Below are 16,736 nucleotides of genomic sequence, written 5' to 3'. Positions count from 1 at the left end.
GACCCGCTCGACGCAGCCACGCTGCGTGCCCCGCGGGCCGTGCCTACTCGGGCAACTCGCTTATGGACGGCAGTGGGCAGCCGTCCGTCACATATGCAGGCAACGCGCCAGAAGGGGATCCTGCCAATCGACCTATAAGCCCGAAGCACCGAGTCGTGCCTGGCCAACGAAGGCACGCACCTTGTCGGCATCCTTGATTCCCTTGCTCGCTTCCACCCCACCACTGACATCAACGGCATAAGGATTGACCTGGCGAACTGCCGCAGCGACGTTCGCGGGGGTCAAGCCACCTGCCAGCACCACCGGCTTTGAAAGATCGTGCGGCACCAGATCCCAGTCGAAAGCCTCTCCGGTCCCCCCGGGAATGCCTGGGACATAAGTATCCAGCAGCACGCCCGAAGCATTCGGGTAGCGCGCGACCGCAGCAGTGATATCGTCTCCCGGCCTGACCCTCAAGGCCTTGATGAAGGGCCGCCCATAACCGACACAATCCTCCGGACTTTCGTTGCCGTGGAACTGCAACAGGTCCAGCGGCACCTCGGCAAGGATGCGTTGCAATTCTGACCGTGGCATGTCAACGAAGAGGCCGACGCTGGTCACGAAGGGCGGCAGCGCAGCGATGATCGCCTTGGCTTGCTCGACGCTCACGGCCCGAGGACTCTTGGCGTAGAACACCAGGCCGATGGCATCCGCGCCAGCGGCAGCGGCGACCAAGGCGTCCTCGACACGGGTGATTCCGCAGATTTTGACGCGAACAGCTGACAAGATGCTGGCACCTTCAAGATAAAGGCCAAGGATGTTAGCAAAGGACCACGACAGCGTCAGCCGGCGACATCCACAAGACCGGAAAGGAAGTGCGGACCGAGGTAGCGCTCGGGTAGCTGGAACTCCTCCGGATATTCGACGCGCACCAGATACAGCCCATACGGATGAGCGGTGACGCCCCCCTCGTGCCGACTGCGCGCCTCAAGCACCTGCTGCGCCCACTCCACCGGCCGCTCCCCGGCACCGATAGTCATCAGCACACCGGCAATGTTCCGCACCATGTGGTGGAGGAAAGCATTGGCGCGAACGTCCAGTACGATGAAACGCCCCTGCTCGATGACCTGCAGGTGGTGAACGGTCTTGATCGGAGACTTGGCCTGGCATTGGCTTGCGCGAAATGCGTTGAAATCATGGGTGCCGACCAGGCACCGAGCCGCTTCACGCATGCGCTCGATATCCAGCGGGCGATGGTTCCAGGTCACTTCTTCAGCCAGGTGGGCAGGCCTGATGGAATCGTTGTAGATCACATAGCGGTAACGCCGCGCCATGGCACTGAAGCGCGCGTCGAAATGCTTGGGCATCTCTTGCGCCCAGGTCACGCTAATATCACCCGGCAGGTTCATGTTGGCGCCCATGACCCAGGAATGCATGGTGCGGACTACCGGCGTATCGAAGTGCACCACCTGGCCACTGGCATGCACCATGGCATCAGTACGCCCCGCACAACTGAGAGCCACCGGGGCGCCACCAGCGACTTTGGCAAGAGCCTTTTCCAAGGATTCCTGGATCGACGGAACACCTGCCCGTTGACGCTGGAAGCCCCTATAGCGCGAGCCTTTGTACTCGACGCCGAGCGCGATTCTGTAAATGCCAGCGGCAGCCGAAGGGGCTGCCGCTGCGGGTACTGCTTGGGTCATCTGTCAGCTGAGACGGGCGATCAGTTCGCGCGCTTCCTCTTGCTGGGTATCACTGCCCTCGGACAGAACCTCGTCGAGGATGTCGCGAGCACCTTCAGTGTCACCCATATCGATATAGGCACGAGCCAAGTCCAGTTTGGTCGCGGTTTCATCGGTGCCCGAGAGGAAGTCGAAATCGTCATCCTCCTCCGGCGCCATTTCGGCCAGCGCAGGCGCTGCTGGCTCACGAGCGGTCAAAACATCCTGCTGCTGCAAGCGCTCGGACAACTGATCCAGATCGGCGCTCACTTCGTCTAGCTGGGCTGCGAAACTGTCGTTGTCGGCAAGCGGCTCTATCCCGAGTTCGTTGGCCAGTGACAGATCGAAGTCCGCCGGCATGTCCTGGACTCCGACGTCCGGAAGCCCGGCAACAGAGGGGGCCACCCCTTCGACTGCAACAGCCGGAACGTCCAGATCCTCGTCGAGACTGAGCAGGAAGTCATCTTCGTCCGCGAGCGACTGGGCGGGCGACTCAAGGTCGAGGCTGAAGTCAGCCAGCTCGTCACTCAGGTCGATAGCACCTTCACCCTGCGGCAGTGCCTTGTCGTCAGCACTGAAGCTCAGATCGAAGTCAAGGTCACTGACCGGCTTGGCAGGCGCGTCGAGTTCGACTGTATCCGACAACTCCAGGCTTGGCTCGGCCGACTCGGTCCGAACTGGCTTGTCGCCTGCCAACTCGATTTCCAGGTCAGAATCAAGGTCATCCAGACTAAGATCGAACGCGTCGTCAAGGTCCTCCCCTGGCGCAACGGTCGCTGCCGGTGCGACCTCATCGAGCATTAGGTTATCCAGGCTGAAACTGTCGATGTCGTCGATCGCGGCCAGACCAACCGCTCCCGCGGCTGCCATGACGATTGCCGGATACTTGGCCTTGAGCTGATCAATCTCCGCGGCCGAGCGCCCGATCTCGTTCAACTCGCGCTCCTGGCGAGCAAAGCCCTCTCGATCCCCCAGCTCAGCATAGACTTCCATCAGCTTGAGGCGCAGGTCGGCGCGCTGAGGCTCCTCATTGATGGCACCTTGCAGCAGCTCGGCTGCCTGATTGAAGCGACCGTAGGCGATGTAGATATCCGCCTCACTGATCACATCGCTCGTCTGGGCCGTGATTTTGTCCTCGGTCTTGGGGGTGCTCGTCGGAGGCGTTTCGACCACTGCTGACTCCAGCTCGGCGCCAGCAAATGCCGCGAAGCTATCGTCTTTCAGGTCCAGATCGGTGTCGAAGATGCTCTCGTCGTCCTGGGCCGCAAGGCTGCTCTGCAGTTCACTTTCCTTAAGGGCATTGCGACGGGAAAGAATCATCAGCAATACAAGAAGCGCGACCAGCGCGCTCCCACCGGCAATCCCCAGAAGCATCGGATTGGCCAGCAGATCGTCGAACAGGTTACCGCCCTGCTCCTCCACAGGCGCCGAGGCAGGTGCCGGAGCCGCTGCGGGAGTGGCTTGCACGGGCGGCTCCGACACTACCGGGGCAGCCGGTGCAACTGACTGAGACGGCTCGGAGGCAATCGGCATCTGTGCCTGAGCCTCCAGGTCGGCCGGTTGTTGTGACGCCGCCTCTGGAACTGCGGCAGGAGCATCTACAGGCGGTTCAACCGGATCCTCTACTACTTGTGGCTTGGCCTCACCAGCAACTGGCGCCGCCGCGGATGTCGGTGCAGGCGCCTGACTGCCAACGGCCGACATATCGGCCTGCAGCTTCGCCAGCTGGTCGTCCTTGAGCTGAATAAGCCGCTGCAGCTTGTCCATCTGGCTCTGCAAGTCGCTGACGCGACTCTTCAGCTCATCGTTTTCGCGACGACTGGAATCGAGGCTTTCCTGGGTAACAGCCAGCTTGTCGTTGAGCGCCTTGCTTTCAGCGTCTCCACCTTTGTCACTGCCGCTTGAAGCTTTGCCACTTTCGGCAGAAACCAGGCGCAGGCTGTCTTTATTTTCTACCTCGGACGGCGCATCACCGGCGCTTGCACGCTTGGTTGCATCCACTTGACGCTTGCCCTCGCCTGCCAGACTGCGGCTTTCCCGCCAGGAGGTATTCTGCGCGGCAACCTGAGCAATGGCCTCTGCCTGCGAACGGCTAGCGATCTGTTGGTCATCAGGCAGTCGAAGCACCTGACCACTCTTCAGTCGATTGATGTTGCCACCGATGAAGGCATCCGGATTGAGGTCCTGAATGGCGAGCATTGCCTGATGCACGGAACCGCCGGAGCGTGTGCGCTGCGCGATATCCCAAAGGGTGTCACGCGAGGTAGTGCGGTACTGGTCGGCCTCGGCCTTTCTTGCTGGAGGAGCTACCGGCGCAGGCGCGGCTGGGCGCGGTGCGGCAGGTGCCACCGGTGCAGTCCTTACCGGCGCCGCCTCTACCACAGGGCGAGGCGCGGGAGCAGCAGCGGCTACCGGAATTTGCGGAGCCGCAGCAACAGCAGTCTGTGGCGAGTACAGCGGCGGATCCAGCAGCAGGGTGTATTCGCGGAGCAGCCGGCCATTGGGCCAGAGCACCTCGACGAGGAAGTTCAAATAAGGCTCGCGCACCGGCTTCGTGGACGTCACCCGGATAACGCTTCGGCCGTTAGGCTTGATCACCGGCGTGAACTTGAGATCGGACAGAAAATACTGGCGGTCCACACCTGCCTTGGAGAACTCCTCGGCCGGTGCCAGGCCTGGCTTGACCTCTGCGGAAGCGAGGTCACGAACTTCCAACAGCTCGATTTCCGCGACCAGCGGCTGATTCAGCGAGGACCGCAGGGTAACCTCCCCGAGCCCAAGCGCATGTGCCATACCGGAAGTCAGCGCGGATGCAGCCGCAATTGCCAGCACCAGTTTGCGAACCCGAACCATAGAGTGATTCCCTTGTATTTTCTTTTTCCCGCGTTGCGGGAGGAAGGTCTTAAGTCGCTGCCTGTATGCGCCCGGACGGCGATTCCCCATCAACGACAAAGCCAAGCCAGTATTAGCAAGCTAGAATAGTTCTTCAAACTTTCAGGTAAGTATCTTTTACAGATAGTGTTTTATCAACAACTCGGCAGACTGCACGGCATTGAGTGCAGCGCCTTTTCTCACATTATCTGAAGCAATCCACAAATTGAGCTCGCGCGGACCATCGATCCCTCTCCGCACTCTTCCGACATAGATCGCATCCTGGCCAACAGCATCACCAACCGCCGTCGGATAATCGCCCTCTTCGACCAACTCGACACCGGGGGCCGTGCGCAGAAGTTCCAGCACTGCCGGCAGGTCCACATCACCCTCGACCTGCAATGAAACGCTGAAGCTATCGCCAAAAAACACGGGTGCCAATGCGCAAGTCGCAGCAACCGACAAGGCGGGCTGCCCCAGCAGTTGCTTGATTTCAGCAGCCATGCGCCGCTCAAGCGCAGCGTGCCCCTCGGAATCTGGATCACCGGACTGCGCCAGCAGGTTGAAAGCAATCTGCCGATCAAAGAAACGGGACACCAGCGGGCGCGCATTAAGCAACTCAGCCGTTTGACGAGCCAGCTCTTTCACACCCTGCCGGCCAAGACTGGAAACCGCCAGACAGGCAGTGACCGTGACATGTCGCAAACCCAACTGGTTTGCTAGCGGGGCCAGAACACAAGCGAGTGCCACAGCAGACGCAGAGGGGCTGGTCAGCGAATAGGGCCGGGTTAGCCCTTGAAGCGCGCCCGCATTGGCTTCGGGCACCAGGCAGGGCGCCTTGTCCAGGGTCAGCGCACCTGACAGATCGATCAGCGAGCAGCCTGCGACCTGTGCGCGCTCCGCAAAGCTGCGGGTGACCGCTTCGCCGGCAGCGAAGAACGCCAACGTCACCTGTGAAAAATCGAAATCAGCGACATCCCGCACACGCAGGTTACGCCCTTTGAACGGCAGGGAACTGCCGGCAGACTCGCTGCTGGCAAGCAGATAAAGACTATCGACTGGAAAATCCCGCTCTTCGAGGAGCTGGACGAGGGTCTCGCCGACGGTGCCGGTGGCGCCGATTACGGCGATATCAAAGGACTGGCTCATGGGGGATTACCTCTGGCGCTGCGGGGAGCGGCACTTTAACCGCCGCCCCGCATGCAGGCAATCAAGGACCGCAGGGTACCGACGAGCCTCATCGGTACCCCCGGCCATCAACGTTCCAGCAGGATGCGCAGCATCCGGCGCAAGGGCTCGGCAGCACCCCACAGGAGCTGGTCACCGACGGTGAAGGCCCCCAGGTATTGCGACCCCATATTGAGCTTGCGCAGACGGCCGACCGGAACGCTGAGAGTACCGGTCACGGCAGTCGGCGTCAGTTCGCGCATGCTGATTTCGCGCTGGTTCGGCACCAGCTTCACCCAGGGATTGTGCTGGCTGATCATGCCTTCGATATCGGCGATCGGCACATCCTTGTTCAGCTTGATGGTCAGCGCCTGGCTGTGGCAACGCATGGCGCCGATGCGCACGCAGATGCCATCCACCGGGATCGGGCTCTTGAACCGGCCGAGGATCTTGTTGGTTTCGGCCTGGCCTTTCCACTCTTCGCGGCTCTGGCCGTTCGGCAGCTCCTTGTCGATCCACGGAATCAGGCTACCAGACAGCGGTACTCCGAAGTTCTCGGTGGGGAAGTCTTCGCTACGCATGGCCTCGGCGACCTTGCGATCGATGTCGAGGATTGCACTGGCCGGATTGGCCAGATCGTCAGCGACGGCACCGTTGATCGCGCCCATCTGCTTGATCAACTCGCGCATGTTCTGCGCGCCTGCGCCGGATGCCGCCTGATAGGTCATGGCGCTCATCCACTCGACCAGACCAGCCTCGAACAGGCCGCCCAGGGCCATCAGCATCAGGCTGACCGTGCAGTTACCGCCGATGTAATTCTTCACGCCGCCTTCCAGCGACTGGTCGATCACCTTGCGGTTCACCGGGTCGAGGACAATGACAGCGTCATCCTGCATGCGCAGGCTGGAGGCCGCATCGATCCAGTAGCCGTTCCAGCCGGCTTCGCGCAGCTTGGGGAACACCTCGTTGGTGTAGTCGCCGCCCTGGCAAGTCAGGATCACATCGAGGGTCTTCAGCTCCTCGATGCTGTAGGCATCCTTCAGCGGGGCAATCTCCTTGCCGACCGCAGGCCCTTGGCCACCCACATTGGAAGTAGTGAAGAACACCGGCTCGATCAGGTCGAAATCCCGCTCTTCCAGCATTCGCTGCATGAGCACGGAACCCACCATGCCGCGCCAACCGATCAGACCTACACGCTTCATGACAACTACACCTTTCAAGAAAAAGTGGGTCGCTGGCGTACCAGCGAGCCCTTCAGATTACAGATTCCGCAGGGCCGCGACCACTGCATCGCCCATCTCGCGGGTACCGACCCTGGTAGCCCCTGCAGAGAAGATGTCGCCCGTGCGCAATCCCTGATCGAGAACCAGGCTGACAGCCTGCTCGATGGCGTCCGCGGCGACGGTCTGGTTGAAGCTGTAACGCAGCATCATCGATACGGACAGTATGGTCGCCAGCGGGTTGGCAATCCCCTGCCCCGCGATGTCCGGCGCCGAGCCGTGGCACGGCTCGTACATGCCCTTGTTGTTGGCGTCCAGCGAGGCCGAAGGCAGCATGCCGATGGAACCGGTAAGCATGGAAGCCTCATCCGACAGGATGTCGCCGAACATGTTGTCGGTCACCATCACATCGAACTGCTTCGGCGCACGCACCAGCTGCATGGAAGCGTTGTCGACGTACATGTGGCTGAGCTCGACGTCCGGATAATCCTTGGCGACCTCTTCCACTACTTCGCGCCAGAGCTGGCTGGAGGCCAGCACGTTGGCCTTGTCTACCGAACATAGCTTCTTGCCACGCACGCGGGCCATGTCGAAACCGACACGGGCGATGCGGCGAATTTCGCTCTCGCTGTAGGGCAGCGTGTCATAGGCCTGCCGTTCGCCATTTTCCAGCGTACGGGTGCCACGCGGCGCGCCGAAGTAGATACCGCCCGTCAGCTCACGGACGATAAGGATATCCAACCCCGCGACGATTTCTGGCTTGAGGCTGGAGGCATCGGCCAGCTGCGGGTAGAGGATGGCCGGGCGCAGGTTGGCGAAGAGGCCGAGTTGCGAACGGATCTTCAGCAGCCCGCGCTCTGGGCGAATGTCACGCTCAAGCTTGTCCCACTTGGGGCCGCCAACAGCGCCTAGCAACACGGCATCGGCCTTGCGCGCACGTTCCAAGGTCTCGTCGGCCAGCGGCACGCCATGCTTGTCGATGGCGGCACCACCGATGACGTCTTCGGTCAGCTCGAAGCCCAATTGGTACTTGTCGTTGGCCACCTGCAGCACCTTGACGGCTTCGGCCATGATTTCCGGGCCAATACCGTCGCCCGGTAGAATCAGAATCTGCTTGCTCATGCTTTCCTCTCGTTAGGCGCCAGAGGCGCCATGCACATTCTCAACGCTCGGCCCAGAGCACCAGCACATCGGTGCTGAACGAGCCGTCTGCAGCAACTTCAAAATACTCGCGAACCTCCTCGCCCACTGCCTGCTGCAGGGCAAGGATCGCGTCACGGAAAACCTCCGGCGTGCGCATACGCTCGATCCAGGAGGCAAACTCCAGGCGCAGACGCTGGCGCGTATGACTGTTGACGAACAACCCCGCCTCGCTGACCTGCCGCAGCCACTCGCCCACGGAATAATCGCGCACATGGCTGGTATCGCGTAGCACTTCCACCGCTTGCAGGTAGGTATCGAGTAATGGACTACCGGGCGAGGCCACGTCGATGAACGCCGCCACGCCACCGGGTTTCAAGACCCGGCGGACTTCCCGCAATGCCAGCCCGAGGTCGCTCCAGTGATGCGCAGAATAGCGACTGAAAACGTAGTCGAAACTCGCATCGGCAAAGGGCAACCGCTCTGCCGCTCCGCGCTCAGTGCGCACGTTGGTCAAGCCGCGCTGGTCGGCAGCGCTGGCCACGACATCGAGCATCTGCTCGGAAAGATCGTAGGCCACCACTTCACCGACCAACGGGGCGATATGGAAGCTGACATGCCCCGCGCCGCAACCGAGATCGAGTGCACGGGCAGCACCTTTCCCTTGCACCGCCGCCTGCAACAGCGCGAACTCGACTCCCTGGGCGTGCACCGCACTGCTCAGGTAGGCATTGGCCTGCTCGCCGAACTGGCGCTGGACCACTTGCTCATGGGCTTTGTCGCTCATCACATCCTCCGATGGACGCCTTCAGGCGTCCCGAAACAGCCACGGCTGGCGCTGACGGTAACCCGCTTCGAAGGTGCGAATCGCCTCCGCATCCTGCAGGGTCAGGCCGATATCGTCGAGGCCGTTGAGGAGGCAGTGTTTGCGGAAGGCATCCACCTCGAAGCTGTACTGCTTGCCGTCAGGACGAGTGACGGTCTGGGCCGCCAGGTCGACGGTGAGCTGATAGCCCTCAGTCGTCTCGACCTGTTGGAACAGTTCATCGACTTCCTCTTCTTTCAGGATGATCGGCAGCAAGCCGTTCTTGAAGCTGTTGTTGAAGAAGATGTCGGCATAGCTCGGAGCGATTACTGCACGGAAGCCATATTCGTCCAGCGCCCAGGGCGCATGCTCGCGGCTGGAGCCGCAGCCGAAGTTCTCACGCGCCAGGAGCACACTGGCACCCTGGTAACGGGGGAAGTTCAGCACGAAGTCCTTGTTCAGCGGACGCTTGGAGTTGTCCTGGTTCGGCTGGCCGACATCCAGGTAGCGCCACTCGTCGAACAGGTTGGGGCCGAAGCCGGTGCGCTTGATCGACTTGAGGAATTGCTTGGGAATGATCTGGTCCGTATCGACGTTGGCGCGATCCAGCGGAGCGACGAGACCGGTGTGTTGGGTAAAGGCTTTCATCTCGAATCTCCTTACTTGAGCAACTCGCGAACATCGACGAAGCGACCGGTCACCGCAGCAGCGGCAGCCATTGCCGGACTGACCAGATGGGTACGGCCACCAGCCCCCTGGCGTCCTTCGAAGTTGCGGTTGGAGGTAGAGGCACAGTGCTCACCACTCTCCAGGCGGTCCGGATTCATCGCCAGACACATGGAGCAGCCTGGTTCACGCCATTCGAAGCCGGCTTCGATGAAGATCTTGTCCAACCCTTCCTGCTCGGCCTGCTGCTTGACCAGACCCGAACCCGGCACCACCAGCGCCTGCTTGACGGTGGCTGCAACCTTTCGGCCCTTGGCAACCTCGGCGGCGGCGCGCAGGTCTTCGATCCGCGAGTTGGTGCAGGAGCCGATGAACACACGATCGAGCTGGATATCGGTGATCGCCTGATTGGCGGCCAGGCCCATGTACTTCAAGGCTCGTTCGATGGAGCCACGCTTGACCGGGTCGGCTTCGGCGGCTGGGTCCGGTACGCGCTGATCGACGGCCAGCACCATTTCTGGCGAGGTGCCCCAGCTGACCTGCGGCTTGATGTCTTCTGCCTTGAGTTCGACCACGGTATCGAAGTGCGCATCGGCGTCGGACACCAGGTCGGCCCAGACGGCAACAGCCTTGTCCCAGTCAGCGGCCTTGGGCGCAAAGGGACGCCCCTTGACGTACTCGACGGTTTTCTCATCGACCGCCACCAGGCCGACGCGGGCACCGGCCTCGATGGCCATGTTGCAGATGGTCATGCGGCCTTCCATGGAAAGGTCACGGATGGCACTACCGGCGAACTCGAGGGCATGGCCGTTGCCGCCTGCAGTGCCGATCTTGCCGATGATGGCCAGCACGATGTCCTTGGCAGTCACGCCGGCCGGCAATTGGCCTTCGACGCGAACCTGCATGTTCTTCATCTTCTTCGCCACCAGGCACTGGGTTGCCAGCACGTGCTCGACTTCAGAAGTGCCGATGCCATGGGCCAGGGCACCAAAAGCACCGTGGGTGGACGTGTGCGAGTCACCACAGACGACGGTCATTCCCGGCAGGGTGGCGCCCTGCTCCGGGCCTACGACATGGACGATTCCCTGGCGAACGTCGTTCATCTTGAACTCGAGGATGCCGAAGTCGTCGCAGTTTTCGTCCAGGGTCTTGACCTGGATGCGCGACACTTCGTCGGCGATCGCTTCGAGGCCACCCTGACGCTCGGCGCGAGTGGTTGGCACGTTATGGTCAGGCGTGGCGATGTTGGCATCGATGCGCCAGGGTTTGCGTCCGGCCAGGCGCAGCCCTTCGAAGGCCTGCGGCGAGGTCACTTCATGGAGGATGTGACGGTCGATGTAGATCAACGACGAACCATCGTCGCGGCGCTTCACCTCGTGTGCATCCCAGAGCTTGTCGTAGAGCGTCTTGCCGGCCATCAGTGTGTCCTCATCAGCGTGTTTCCATGCGCAGGGGTCGATCACGGCGAATGCCCCTTTTGCTTGTGAGGACGATCGTAGGGGCTTGCCATGAATAACTCAAATTCATATTTTTTATTTAAAGCATTCCACCTAGGAATGCGGTGCTATTCTGCCCGTCCAACCCTCGGAGCCTGATCATGGACCTGGCCAGCCTCAACGCCTTTATCGCTATCGCTGAAACCGGCAGCTTCTCGGAGGCGGGAGAGCGCCTGCACCTGACTCAGCCCGCCGTCAGCAAGCGCATTGCTTCGCTGGAACAGCAGCTGAGCGTCCGCCTGTTCGACCGGCTGGGCCGCGAAGTCAGCCTGACCGAAGCTGGCAGGGCCTTGCTGCCGCGGGCGTACCAGATTCTTAACGTGCTCGACGATACCCGCCGGGCTTTGAGTAATCTCTCCGGCGACATCACCGGCCGCCTGACTCTGGCCACCAGCCACCATATCGGTCTGCATCGTCTGCCGCCGTTGTTGCGTGCTTTCACCCGCGCTTACCCGCAAGTGGCGCTGGATATTCAATTCCTTGACTCCGAAGTGGCGTACGAGGAAATCCTCCATGGCCGCGTGGAACTGGCGGTGATAACCCTGGCACCGGAAACCGCCCTACCGGTACAGGCTGTCCCAGTCTGGAACGACCCGCTGGACTTCGTCGCCGCACCGGAACACCCGCTGGCTCGGGACAGGACCATCTTCCTCGCCGACGTGGCTCGACATCCGGCGGTATTTCCCGGCGGCAACACCTTTACCCACCACATCGTTCGGCGCTTGTTCGAGGCCGAAGGGCTGACGCCAAACATCGCCATGAGCACGAACTACCTGGAGACCATCAAGATGATGGTATCGATCGGCATCGCCTGGAGCGTGCTGCCGCGCACCATGCTCGATGACCAGGTCGTGCGGCTGCCCCTCCAGGACATTCAACTCACCCGTAACCTGGGTTACATCCTGCATACCGAGCGGACCTTGTCGAACGCAGCGAAAGCATTCATGGCGCTCCTCGACGCCCAGCGCGACGGCCTTGCCTAGGTCGATCGGCGAAGGCACAGTTGCTCGGACAACAGCAAAAGGGGTGGTGAAGGAACTGCGAGTCAGCGCCCCCCCAGCATTTTCCATCTGCCGGCAGGGGCGAGCATGCGCAGAGACAGCGAATCGAATGCTCCATCGCCGCATATTCCCGCCCTCGACCCGGTAGAGTTCGAGCAGTCCTGGCAAGACGCGCCAAGTCTCCTGGCGGCCTTGAACGGTGCGCACCTGGGTGCCTGGTCTTGGGACATCGACAGCGGCAAGGTCAGCTGGTCGCGTGGAGCCAGAGCCTTGTTCGGCATCGCACTGAGCCACCCCATGCCGGAGCGGCTCGATTACTTCGACCTCATTTTCGAAGCCGACAGGGAGCGGGTTGTGCGCCTGTTACACGAGGCGCTCACCGGGCAGTTCGAGGAACGCGTGCTTCGCCACCGAGTGATCTGGCCGGATGGCAGCCTGCACTGGCTGGAAATCACCGGCAGCCTGCAGCCTTGGCCCGATGGTCGTCGCCGAATGGTCGGCGTGGTTCGCGACGTAACCCAGCAACACGCCCAGGCAAAGGCTCTTGAAGAAAGCCAGGAGCGTTTGAGCCTGGCGCTGGAATCCGCCCATCTTGGCACTTGGGACTGGCACATTCCCTCCGGGACGCTCTACTGCTCCGCCCGCACCTCGAAGCTGCATGGCCTGGCCGCAGAACCATTCCATGGCAACTTCGACGATTTATTCCTCTGTGTCCCTGAAGAGGACCAACAGGGCATGCGCCAAGCCTTCCGCGACCTTGTGGAAGGTCGTACACAGGAATATCAGGTCACCTACCGCTCGCGCTTCAGCGACGGCGAATTACATTACCTGGAAAGCACGGCCAAGCTCTACCGCACTGAAGATGGCAGTCCGCAACGCATGACGGGCATCGTCATCGACATCAGTGAACGGGTACGCCGCGAGCAGCGCCTGGCGGCCTCCGAAGAGAAATTCGTCACCCTCTTCCAGGCCAGCCCCGATCCGATTTGCGTCTCGCGCATTCGCGACGGCGTATTCATCGAGGTCAACCCAAGCTTCAGCGAGGTGTTCGGCTGGCAACCGGAGCAGATCGTCGGCCGAAATGCCCAGGACGTCGGCTTCTGGGCAGATCAGGCACAGCGCTCTCGCCTGTTCGCCGAGTTGATGCGCGACCAGGGCCTCGACAACGCCGAGGCCTGCTTCAACAGGCAGGATGGACAGCCATTGACCTGCGTGATTGCCAGCCGGTTCATCCGCGTCGAGCGCCAACTCTGCATCACCACCACCTTCCGTGATGTCACCACCCGCCTGCAGGCAGAAGCGGCCCTCAAGGCCAGCCAGGAGAAGTTCGCCAAGGCGTTCCACTCCAGCCCCGACGCCATCACCATCACGGAGCGCGACACCGGCCGTTACATCGAAGTAAACGACGGGTTCTGCCGCCTCACCGGCTACCGGGCCGACGAAGTCATTGGGCGCACTTCTCATGAGATGAACATCTGGGCCGATCCGGCTGAGCGCCAGCAGATGCTCGACATGCTCAGACGCGATGGTCGGGTCCACCATCTGGAAATGCTGGGCCAGCACCGCGACGGCAACCGCAAGACGGTCGAAGTATCCGTGGAGCAGATCGAGCTCAACAATGTCCCTTGTCTGCTACTGACTGCGCGCGATATCAGTGCACTGAAGGACGCCCAGGCTCAGATCCAGCACCTGGCTTACCACGACTCGCTTACCAATCTGCCTAACCGGGCGTTACTGATGGACCGCCTGCACCAGCAGATTGCCCTGCTCAAGCGCCATGGGCTACGCGGTGCGCTGCTGTTCCTCGACCTGGATCATTTCAAACACATCAACGACTCGCTCGGCCACCCCGTCGGCGACGCCGTGCTGAAGATGGTCACCGCGCGCCTGGAAGCCAGTGTGCGACTGGAAGATACCGTCGCCCGCCTTGGTGGTGACGAGTTCGTCGTGCTGTTGACCAGCCTCGACGGTACACGCGCGGAGGTCACCCGGCAGGTCCGACAGATTGCCGAAAAGCTACGCAACCTGCTGGCCGAGCCGATGCAACTCGACGGTCATCGGCTCCAGGTCACCCCGAGCATTGGCATCGCCTTGATACCGGACCACGGGGAAACTCCGGCCGACCTGCTCAAGCGCGTCGATATTGCGCTCTACCGAGCCAAAGACTCCGGGCGCAACGCAATCCAGATGTTTCGCCGCACCATGCAGGATGCTGCCAGCGAGCGCCTGCGACTGGAAAACGATCTGCGCCTGGCGCTTTCACGCGGCGAGTTCGAACTGAACTTCCAACCCCAGGTGGATGCACGCGACAGCCGCGTGGTTGGAGCTGAAGCCTTGCTGCGCTGGCAGCACCCAACTCTTGGGCCGCAGTCCCCCGGGGAGTTCATCCAGGTACTGGAAGAGAGCGGACTTATCCTCGAGGTGGGAGGCTGGGCCCTGGCCGAGTCTTGCCGAGCTTGCAAATCCTTGCTTGGCGATGGCCTCGTCAGTGCGGAACAGTTCAGCCTCTGCGTAAACATCAGCCCCCGGCAGTTCCGCCAGAGTGACTTTGTCGAACGCGTGACCCGTACGCTCAGCGATAGTCGGCTACCAGCCTCCATGCTGAAGCTGGAAATCACCGAGGGCATTGTGATCCAGAACCTCGACGACACCATCGGCAAGATGCGCCGCCTCAAGAAACTGGGTGTCAGCTTCGCAATGGACGACTTCGGAACTGGTTACTCCTCGCTGACCTACCTCAAACGCCTCCCGGTGGACGCACTGAAGATCGACCAGTCCTTCGTTCGCGAAGCGACCCATGACTCGAACGATGCCGAGATCATTCGCGCAATCGTGGCCATCGCTCGTAGCCTTGGATTGGAGACGATTGCCGAGGGCGTGGAGCGAAGCGACCAACTTGTTTTCCTCGAACAGCAGGGCTGTCACCTGTACCAAGGCTATCTATTCAGCAAGCCACTGCCTTCGGCCGAGTTCCGCACCCTGCTCGCCAACAGTCGGCAACGCACTGAACTGGCCCAGCAATGACCATCTTGAAAAGCAAAGGGCGCCCGTAGGCGCCCTCTTCGACCGGCATGGCCGGGAAATCAGTTTTCCAGTGCGGCGCGCTGCCCATTGATCGGGATCCGCTTGGCCTTTGCCTCTTCCGGCACGATGCGCACCAGATCGATGTTCAGCAAGCCATTCTGCAGACCAGCGTTCCTGACCTCGATATGGTCGGCCAGACGGAATGACAGCTTGAACGCGCGCTGGGCAATCCCCTGATGCAGGAAGGTGATACTTTCGTCACTTCGTTCGCGCTTGCCGCCGCTGACCGTCAGCACGCCACGCTCGACTTGCAGGTCCAGGTCATCCTCTTGGAAGCCGGCCACCGCGATCACGATGCGGTAGGAATCGTCACCATGCTTCTCGACGTTGTAGGGCGGGTAGGAGCTGCCGCTCTCGTTGCGCAGAGCAGACTCGAACAGATCATTGAAGCGGTCAAAGCCTACGGAATGACGGAACAGTGGTGCGAGGGAAAATGCAGTACTCATGGTGTTCTCCTGAAATTCAGCAAGTGTTTCGCGTGCGGGACCCGACTTCGGCATCCCGCAGAACCCTAGATAGGGACAGTCGAAAGCTTTTCAAGACCTAGAGTGACTGGAAGCGGAGTTGAAGCCTGAACACGCCCCCCTCAACTAAACGGCCGCCGCCCACTCTCGCTCCAGCCTTGGCACACCAAGCAACGCATCAATGCGTCCGCAGTCGCCCTCCCGCCGGATCTCCGCGAACAGCACCACAGCCTCGGGATAACTGCGGGTCAGCATGGCCAGCCATTGCTTGAGCCGCCCCGGCGCGTAACGCGGCGCTAGCTTGCGCCGAGCCTGGATCCAGAAGTCCTGCAGCAGCGGAAGGAACTCGCTCCAACCCATTTCCTGCACCTGCCGACCAGCGCGAGCCGCGGCTATCTGCCGAGCCAGGTCAGGCCGAGACACCAAGCCACGCCCAAGCATGATGTCCTCTACTCCACTGACCTCCCGGCAGCGGCGCCAGTCATCGAGCGTCCACACCTCGCCATTGGCGAACACGGGCACCTTCACCGCCTCCTGAACAAGCGCCACCCACTCCCAGTGAGCGGGCGGTTTGTAACCTTCCACCTTGGTCCGCGCATGCACCACGATCTGCTCCGCGCCGCCGTCCGCCAGCGCACGTGCGCAATCCAGGGCGCTATCCGGGCTATCGAAGCCCAGTCGCATTTTCGCCGTCACGGGAATGGCTGCCGGCACCGCACGACGAACCTCGCTCAGGATCGAATGCAGGAGCTCTGGCTCCTTGAGCAGCACTGCCCCGCCTCGCGAGCGGTTCACTGTTTTGGCCGGACAACCGAAGTTGAGATCGATCACCGGGGCGCCCAGTTCACAGGCAAAGGCAGCGTTCTCGGCCAGGCAGACCGGATCGGACCCGAGCAACTGCACACGCACAGGCGTGCCGGCGCGGGTGCGCGCTCCGAGCTCCAACTCAGGCGCCAGCTTCTGGAAAGTGCTGGCCGCCAGCAGGCGGTCACAGACACGGATGAATTCGGTCACGCACCAGTCAATGCCCCCCACCTGGGTCAGGACATCGCGAAGGATTTCGTCGACCAGCCCCTCCATCGGGGCCAGAGCGATTTGCATGGATCAAAGGCTCACATGGAC

Annotated in this window: 13 protein-coding genes; 2 read left to right on the top strand and 11 right to left on the bottom strand. The window is 61.5% G+C overall.

The window, feature by feature from the left end:
• Positions 1-132: 132 nt before the first annotated feature.
• The 9 genes from J7302_RS01000 to leuC all read right to left on the bottom strand — a co-directional run bounded on the left by J7302_RS01000 (position 133) and on the right by leuC (position 10,987).
• A complete protein-coding gene (locus tag J7302_RS01000) occupies positions 133-765 on the bottom strand; it encodes a phosphoribosylanthranilate isomerase (RefSeq protein ID WP_215368999.1) in 633 nt (210 codons plus the stop codon).
• A 56-nt stretch (positions 766-821) separates the two neighbouring features.
• Entirely contained in the window at positions 822-1,682 is an 861-nt protein-coding gene (truA, locus tag J7302_RS00995; protein WP_215368997.1) for a tRNA pseudouridine(38-40) synthase TruA, read from the bottom strand.
• A gap of 3 nt (positions 1,683-1,685) precedes the next feature.
• On the bottom strand, positions 1,686-4,553 hold the full coding sequence (locus J7302_RS00990) for a FimV/HubP family polar landmark protein (RefSeq protein WP_215368984.1): 2,868 nt from the start codon (positions 4,551-4,553) through the stop codon (positions 1,686-1,688).
• A gap of 156 nt (positions 4,554-4,709) precedes the next feature.
• On the bottom strand, positions 4,710-5,720 hold the full coding sequence (locus J7302_RS00985; RefSeq protein WP_215368982.1) for an aspartate-semialdehyde dehydrogenase: 1,011 nt from the start codon (positions 5,718-5,720) through the stop codon (positions 4,710-4,712).
• 107 nt (positions 5,721-5,827) lie between these two features.
• The gene (asd, locus tag J7302_RS00980; RefSeq protein WP_215368979.1) at positions 5,828-6,940 is read right to left on the bottom strand and encodes an aspartate-semialdehyde dehydrogenase; all 1,113 of its coding nucleotides are present in this window, start codon (positions 6,938-6,940) and stop codon (positions 5,828-5,830) included.
• Positions 6,941-6,997: 57 nt separating this feature from the next.
• Positions 6,998-8,080 (bottom strand): 3-isopropylmalate dehydrogenase, encoded by a 1,083-nt coding sequence (gene leuB, locus J7302_RS00975; protein ID WP_215368976.1) that lies wholly within the window; start codon positions 8,078-8,080, stop codon positions 6,998-7,000.
• Between the two features lie 40 nt (positions 8,081-8,120).
• Entirely contained in the window at positions 8,121-8,885 is a 765-nt protein-coding gene (locus tag J7302_RS00970) for a class I SAM-dependent methyltransferase (RefSeq protein WP_215368973.1), read from the bottom strand.
• A gap of 21 nt (positions 8,886-8,906) precedes the next feature.
• Positions 8,907-9,551 (bottom strand): 3-isopropylmalate dehydratase small subunit, encoded by a 645-nt coding sequence (leuD, locus tag J7302_RS00965; RefSeq protein WP_215368962.1) that lies wholly within the window; start codon positions 9,549-9,551, stop codon positions 8,907-8,909.
• A gap of 11 nt (positions 9,552-9,562) precedes the next feature.
• On the bottom strand, positions 9,563-10,987 hold the full coding sequence (gene leuC / locus J7302_RS00960; protein ID WP_215370700.1) for a 3-isopropylmalate dehydratase large subunit: 1,425 nt from the start codon (positions 10,985-10,987) through the stop codon (positions 9,563-9,565).
• A gap of 179 nt (positions 10,988-11,166) precedes the next feature.
• Between leuC and J7302_RS00955 the strand changes: the two genes are divergently transcribed.
• Together J7302_RS00955 and J7302_RS00950 are read left to right on the top strand one after the other, a co-directional pair.
• Positions 11,167-12,048 carry a LysR family transcriptional regulator gene (locus tag J7302_RS00955; protein WP_215368960.1) on the top strand — a complete coding sequence of 294 codons (882 nt, stop codon included), beginning with the start codon at positions 11,167-11,169 and terminating at the stop codon, positions 12,046-12,048.
• Positions 12,049-12,153: 105 nt separating this feature from the next.
• Positions 12,154-15,090, top strand: a complete 2,937-nt coding sequence (locus J7302_RS00950) for a sensor domain-containing protein (RefSeq protein ID WP_215368951.1) — start codon at positions 12,154-12,156, stop codon at positions 15,088-15,090.
• Between the two features lie 59 nt (positions 15,091-15,149).
• On the opposite strand, the gene J7302_RS00945 is transcribed toward J7302_RS00950, so the two are convergent.
• Complete coding sequence (locus J7302_RS00945; RefSeq protein WP_215368949.1) at positions 15,150-15,596, bottom strand: Hsp20 family protein; 447 nt, start codon at positions 15,594-15,596, stop codon at positions 15,150-15,152.
• A gap of 144 nt (positions 15,597-15,740) precedes the next feature.
• The gene (locus J7302_RS00940) at positions 15,741-16,715 is read right to left on the bottom strand and encodes a tRNA dihydrouridine synthase (RefSeq protein ID WP_215368946.1); all 975 of its coding nucleotides are present in this window, start codon (positions 16,713-16,715) and stop codon (positions 15,741-15,743) included.
• Positions 16,716-16,736 lie beyond the last annotated feature (21 nt).

The organism is Metapseudomonas boanensis, from assembly GCF_018704125.1.
In the GTDB taxonomy this organism is placed as follows: domain Bacteria; phylum Pseudomonadota; class Gammaproteobacteria; order Pseudomonadales; family Pseudomonadaceae; genus Metapseudomonas; species Metapseudomonas boanensis.
This window is presented reverse-complemented; position numbering and strand designations above follow the sequence as displayed.

Coding starts and splice junctions, on each gene's coding strand:
- J7302_RS00970 (WP_215368973.1), bottom strand. CDS start 8,885: ATGAGCGACAAAGCCCATGAGCAAGTGGTCCAGCGCCAGTTCGGCGAG.
- J7302_RS00945 (WP_215368949.1), bottom strand. CDS start 15,596: ATGAGTACTGCATTTTCCCTCGCACCACTGTTCCGTCATTCCGTAGGC.
- J7302_RS00950 (WP_215368951.1), top strand. CDS start 12,154: ATGCGCAGAGACAGCGAATCGAATGCTCCATCGCCGCATATTCCCGCC.
- asd (WP_215368979.1), bottom strand. CDS start 6,940: ATGAAGCGTGTAGGTCTGATCGGTTGGCGCGGCATGGTGGGTTCCGTG.
- J7302_RS00990 (WP_215368984.1), bottom strand. CDS start 4,553: ATGGTTCGGGTTCGCAAACTGGTGCTGGCAATTGCGGCTGCATCCGCG.
- leuD (WP_215368962.1), bottom strand. CDS start 9,551: ATGAAAGCCTTTACCCAACACACCGGTCTCGTCGCTCCGCTGGATCGC.
- leuB (WP_215368976.1), bottom strand. CDS start 8,080: ATGAGCAAGCAGATTCTGATTCTACCGGGCGACGGTATTGGCCCGGAA.
- J7302_RS00940 (WP_215368946.1), bottom strand. CDS start 16,715: ATGCAAATCGCTCTGGCCCCGATGGAGGGGCTGGTCGACGAAATCCTT.
- leuC (WP_215370700.1), bottom strand. CDS start 10,987: ATGGCCGGCAAGACGCTCTACGACAAGCTCTGGGATGCACACGAGGTG.
- J7302_RS00985 (WP_215368982.1), bottom strand. CDS start 5,720: ATGAGCCAGTCCTTTGATATCGCCGTAATCGGCGCCACCGGCACCGTC.
- J7302_RS00955 (WP_215368960.1), top strand. CDS start 11,167: ATGGACCTGGCCAGCCTCAACGCCTTTATCGCTATCGCTGAAACCGGC.
- truA (WP_215368997.1), bottom strand. CDS start 1,682: ATGACCCAAGCAGTACCCGCAGCGGCAGCCCCTTCGGCTGCCGCTGGC.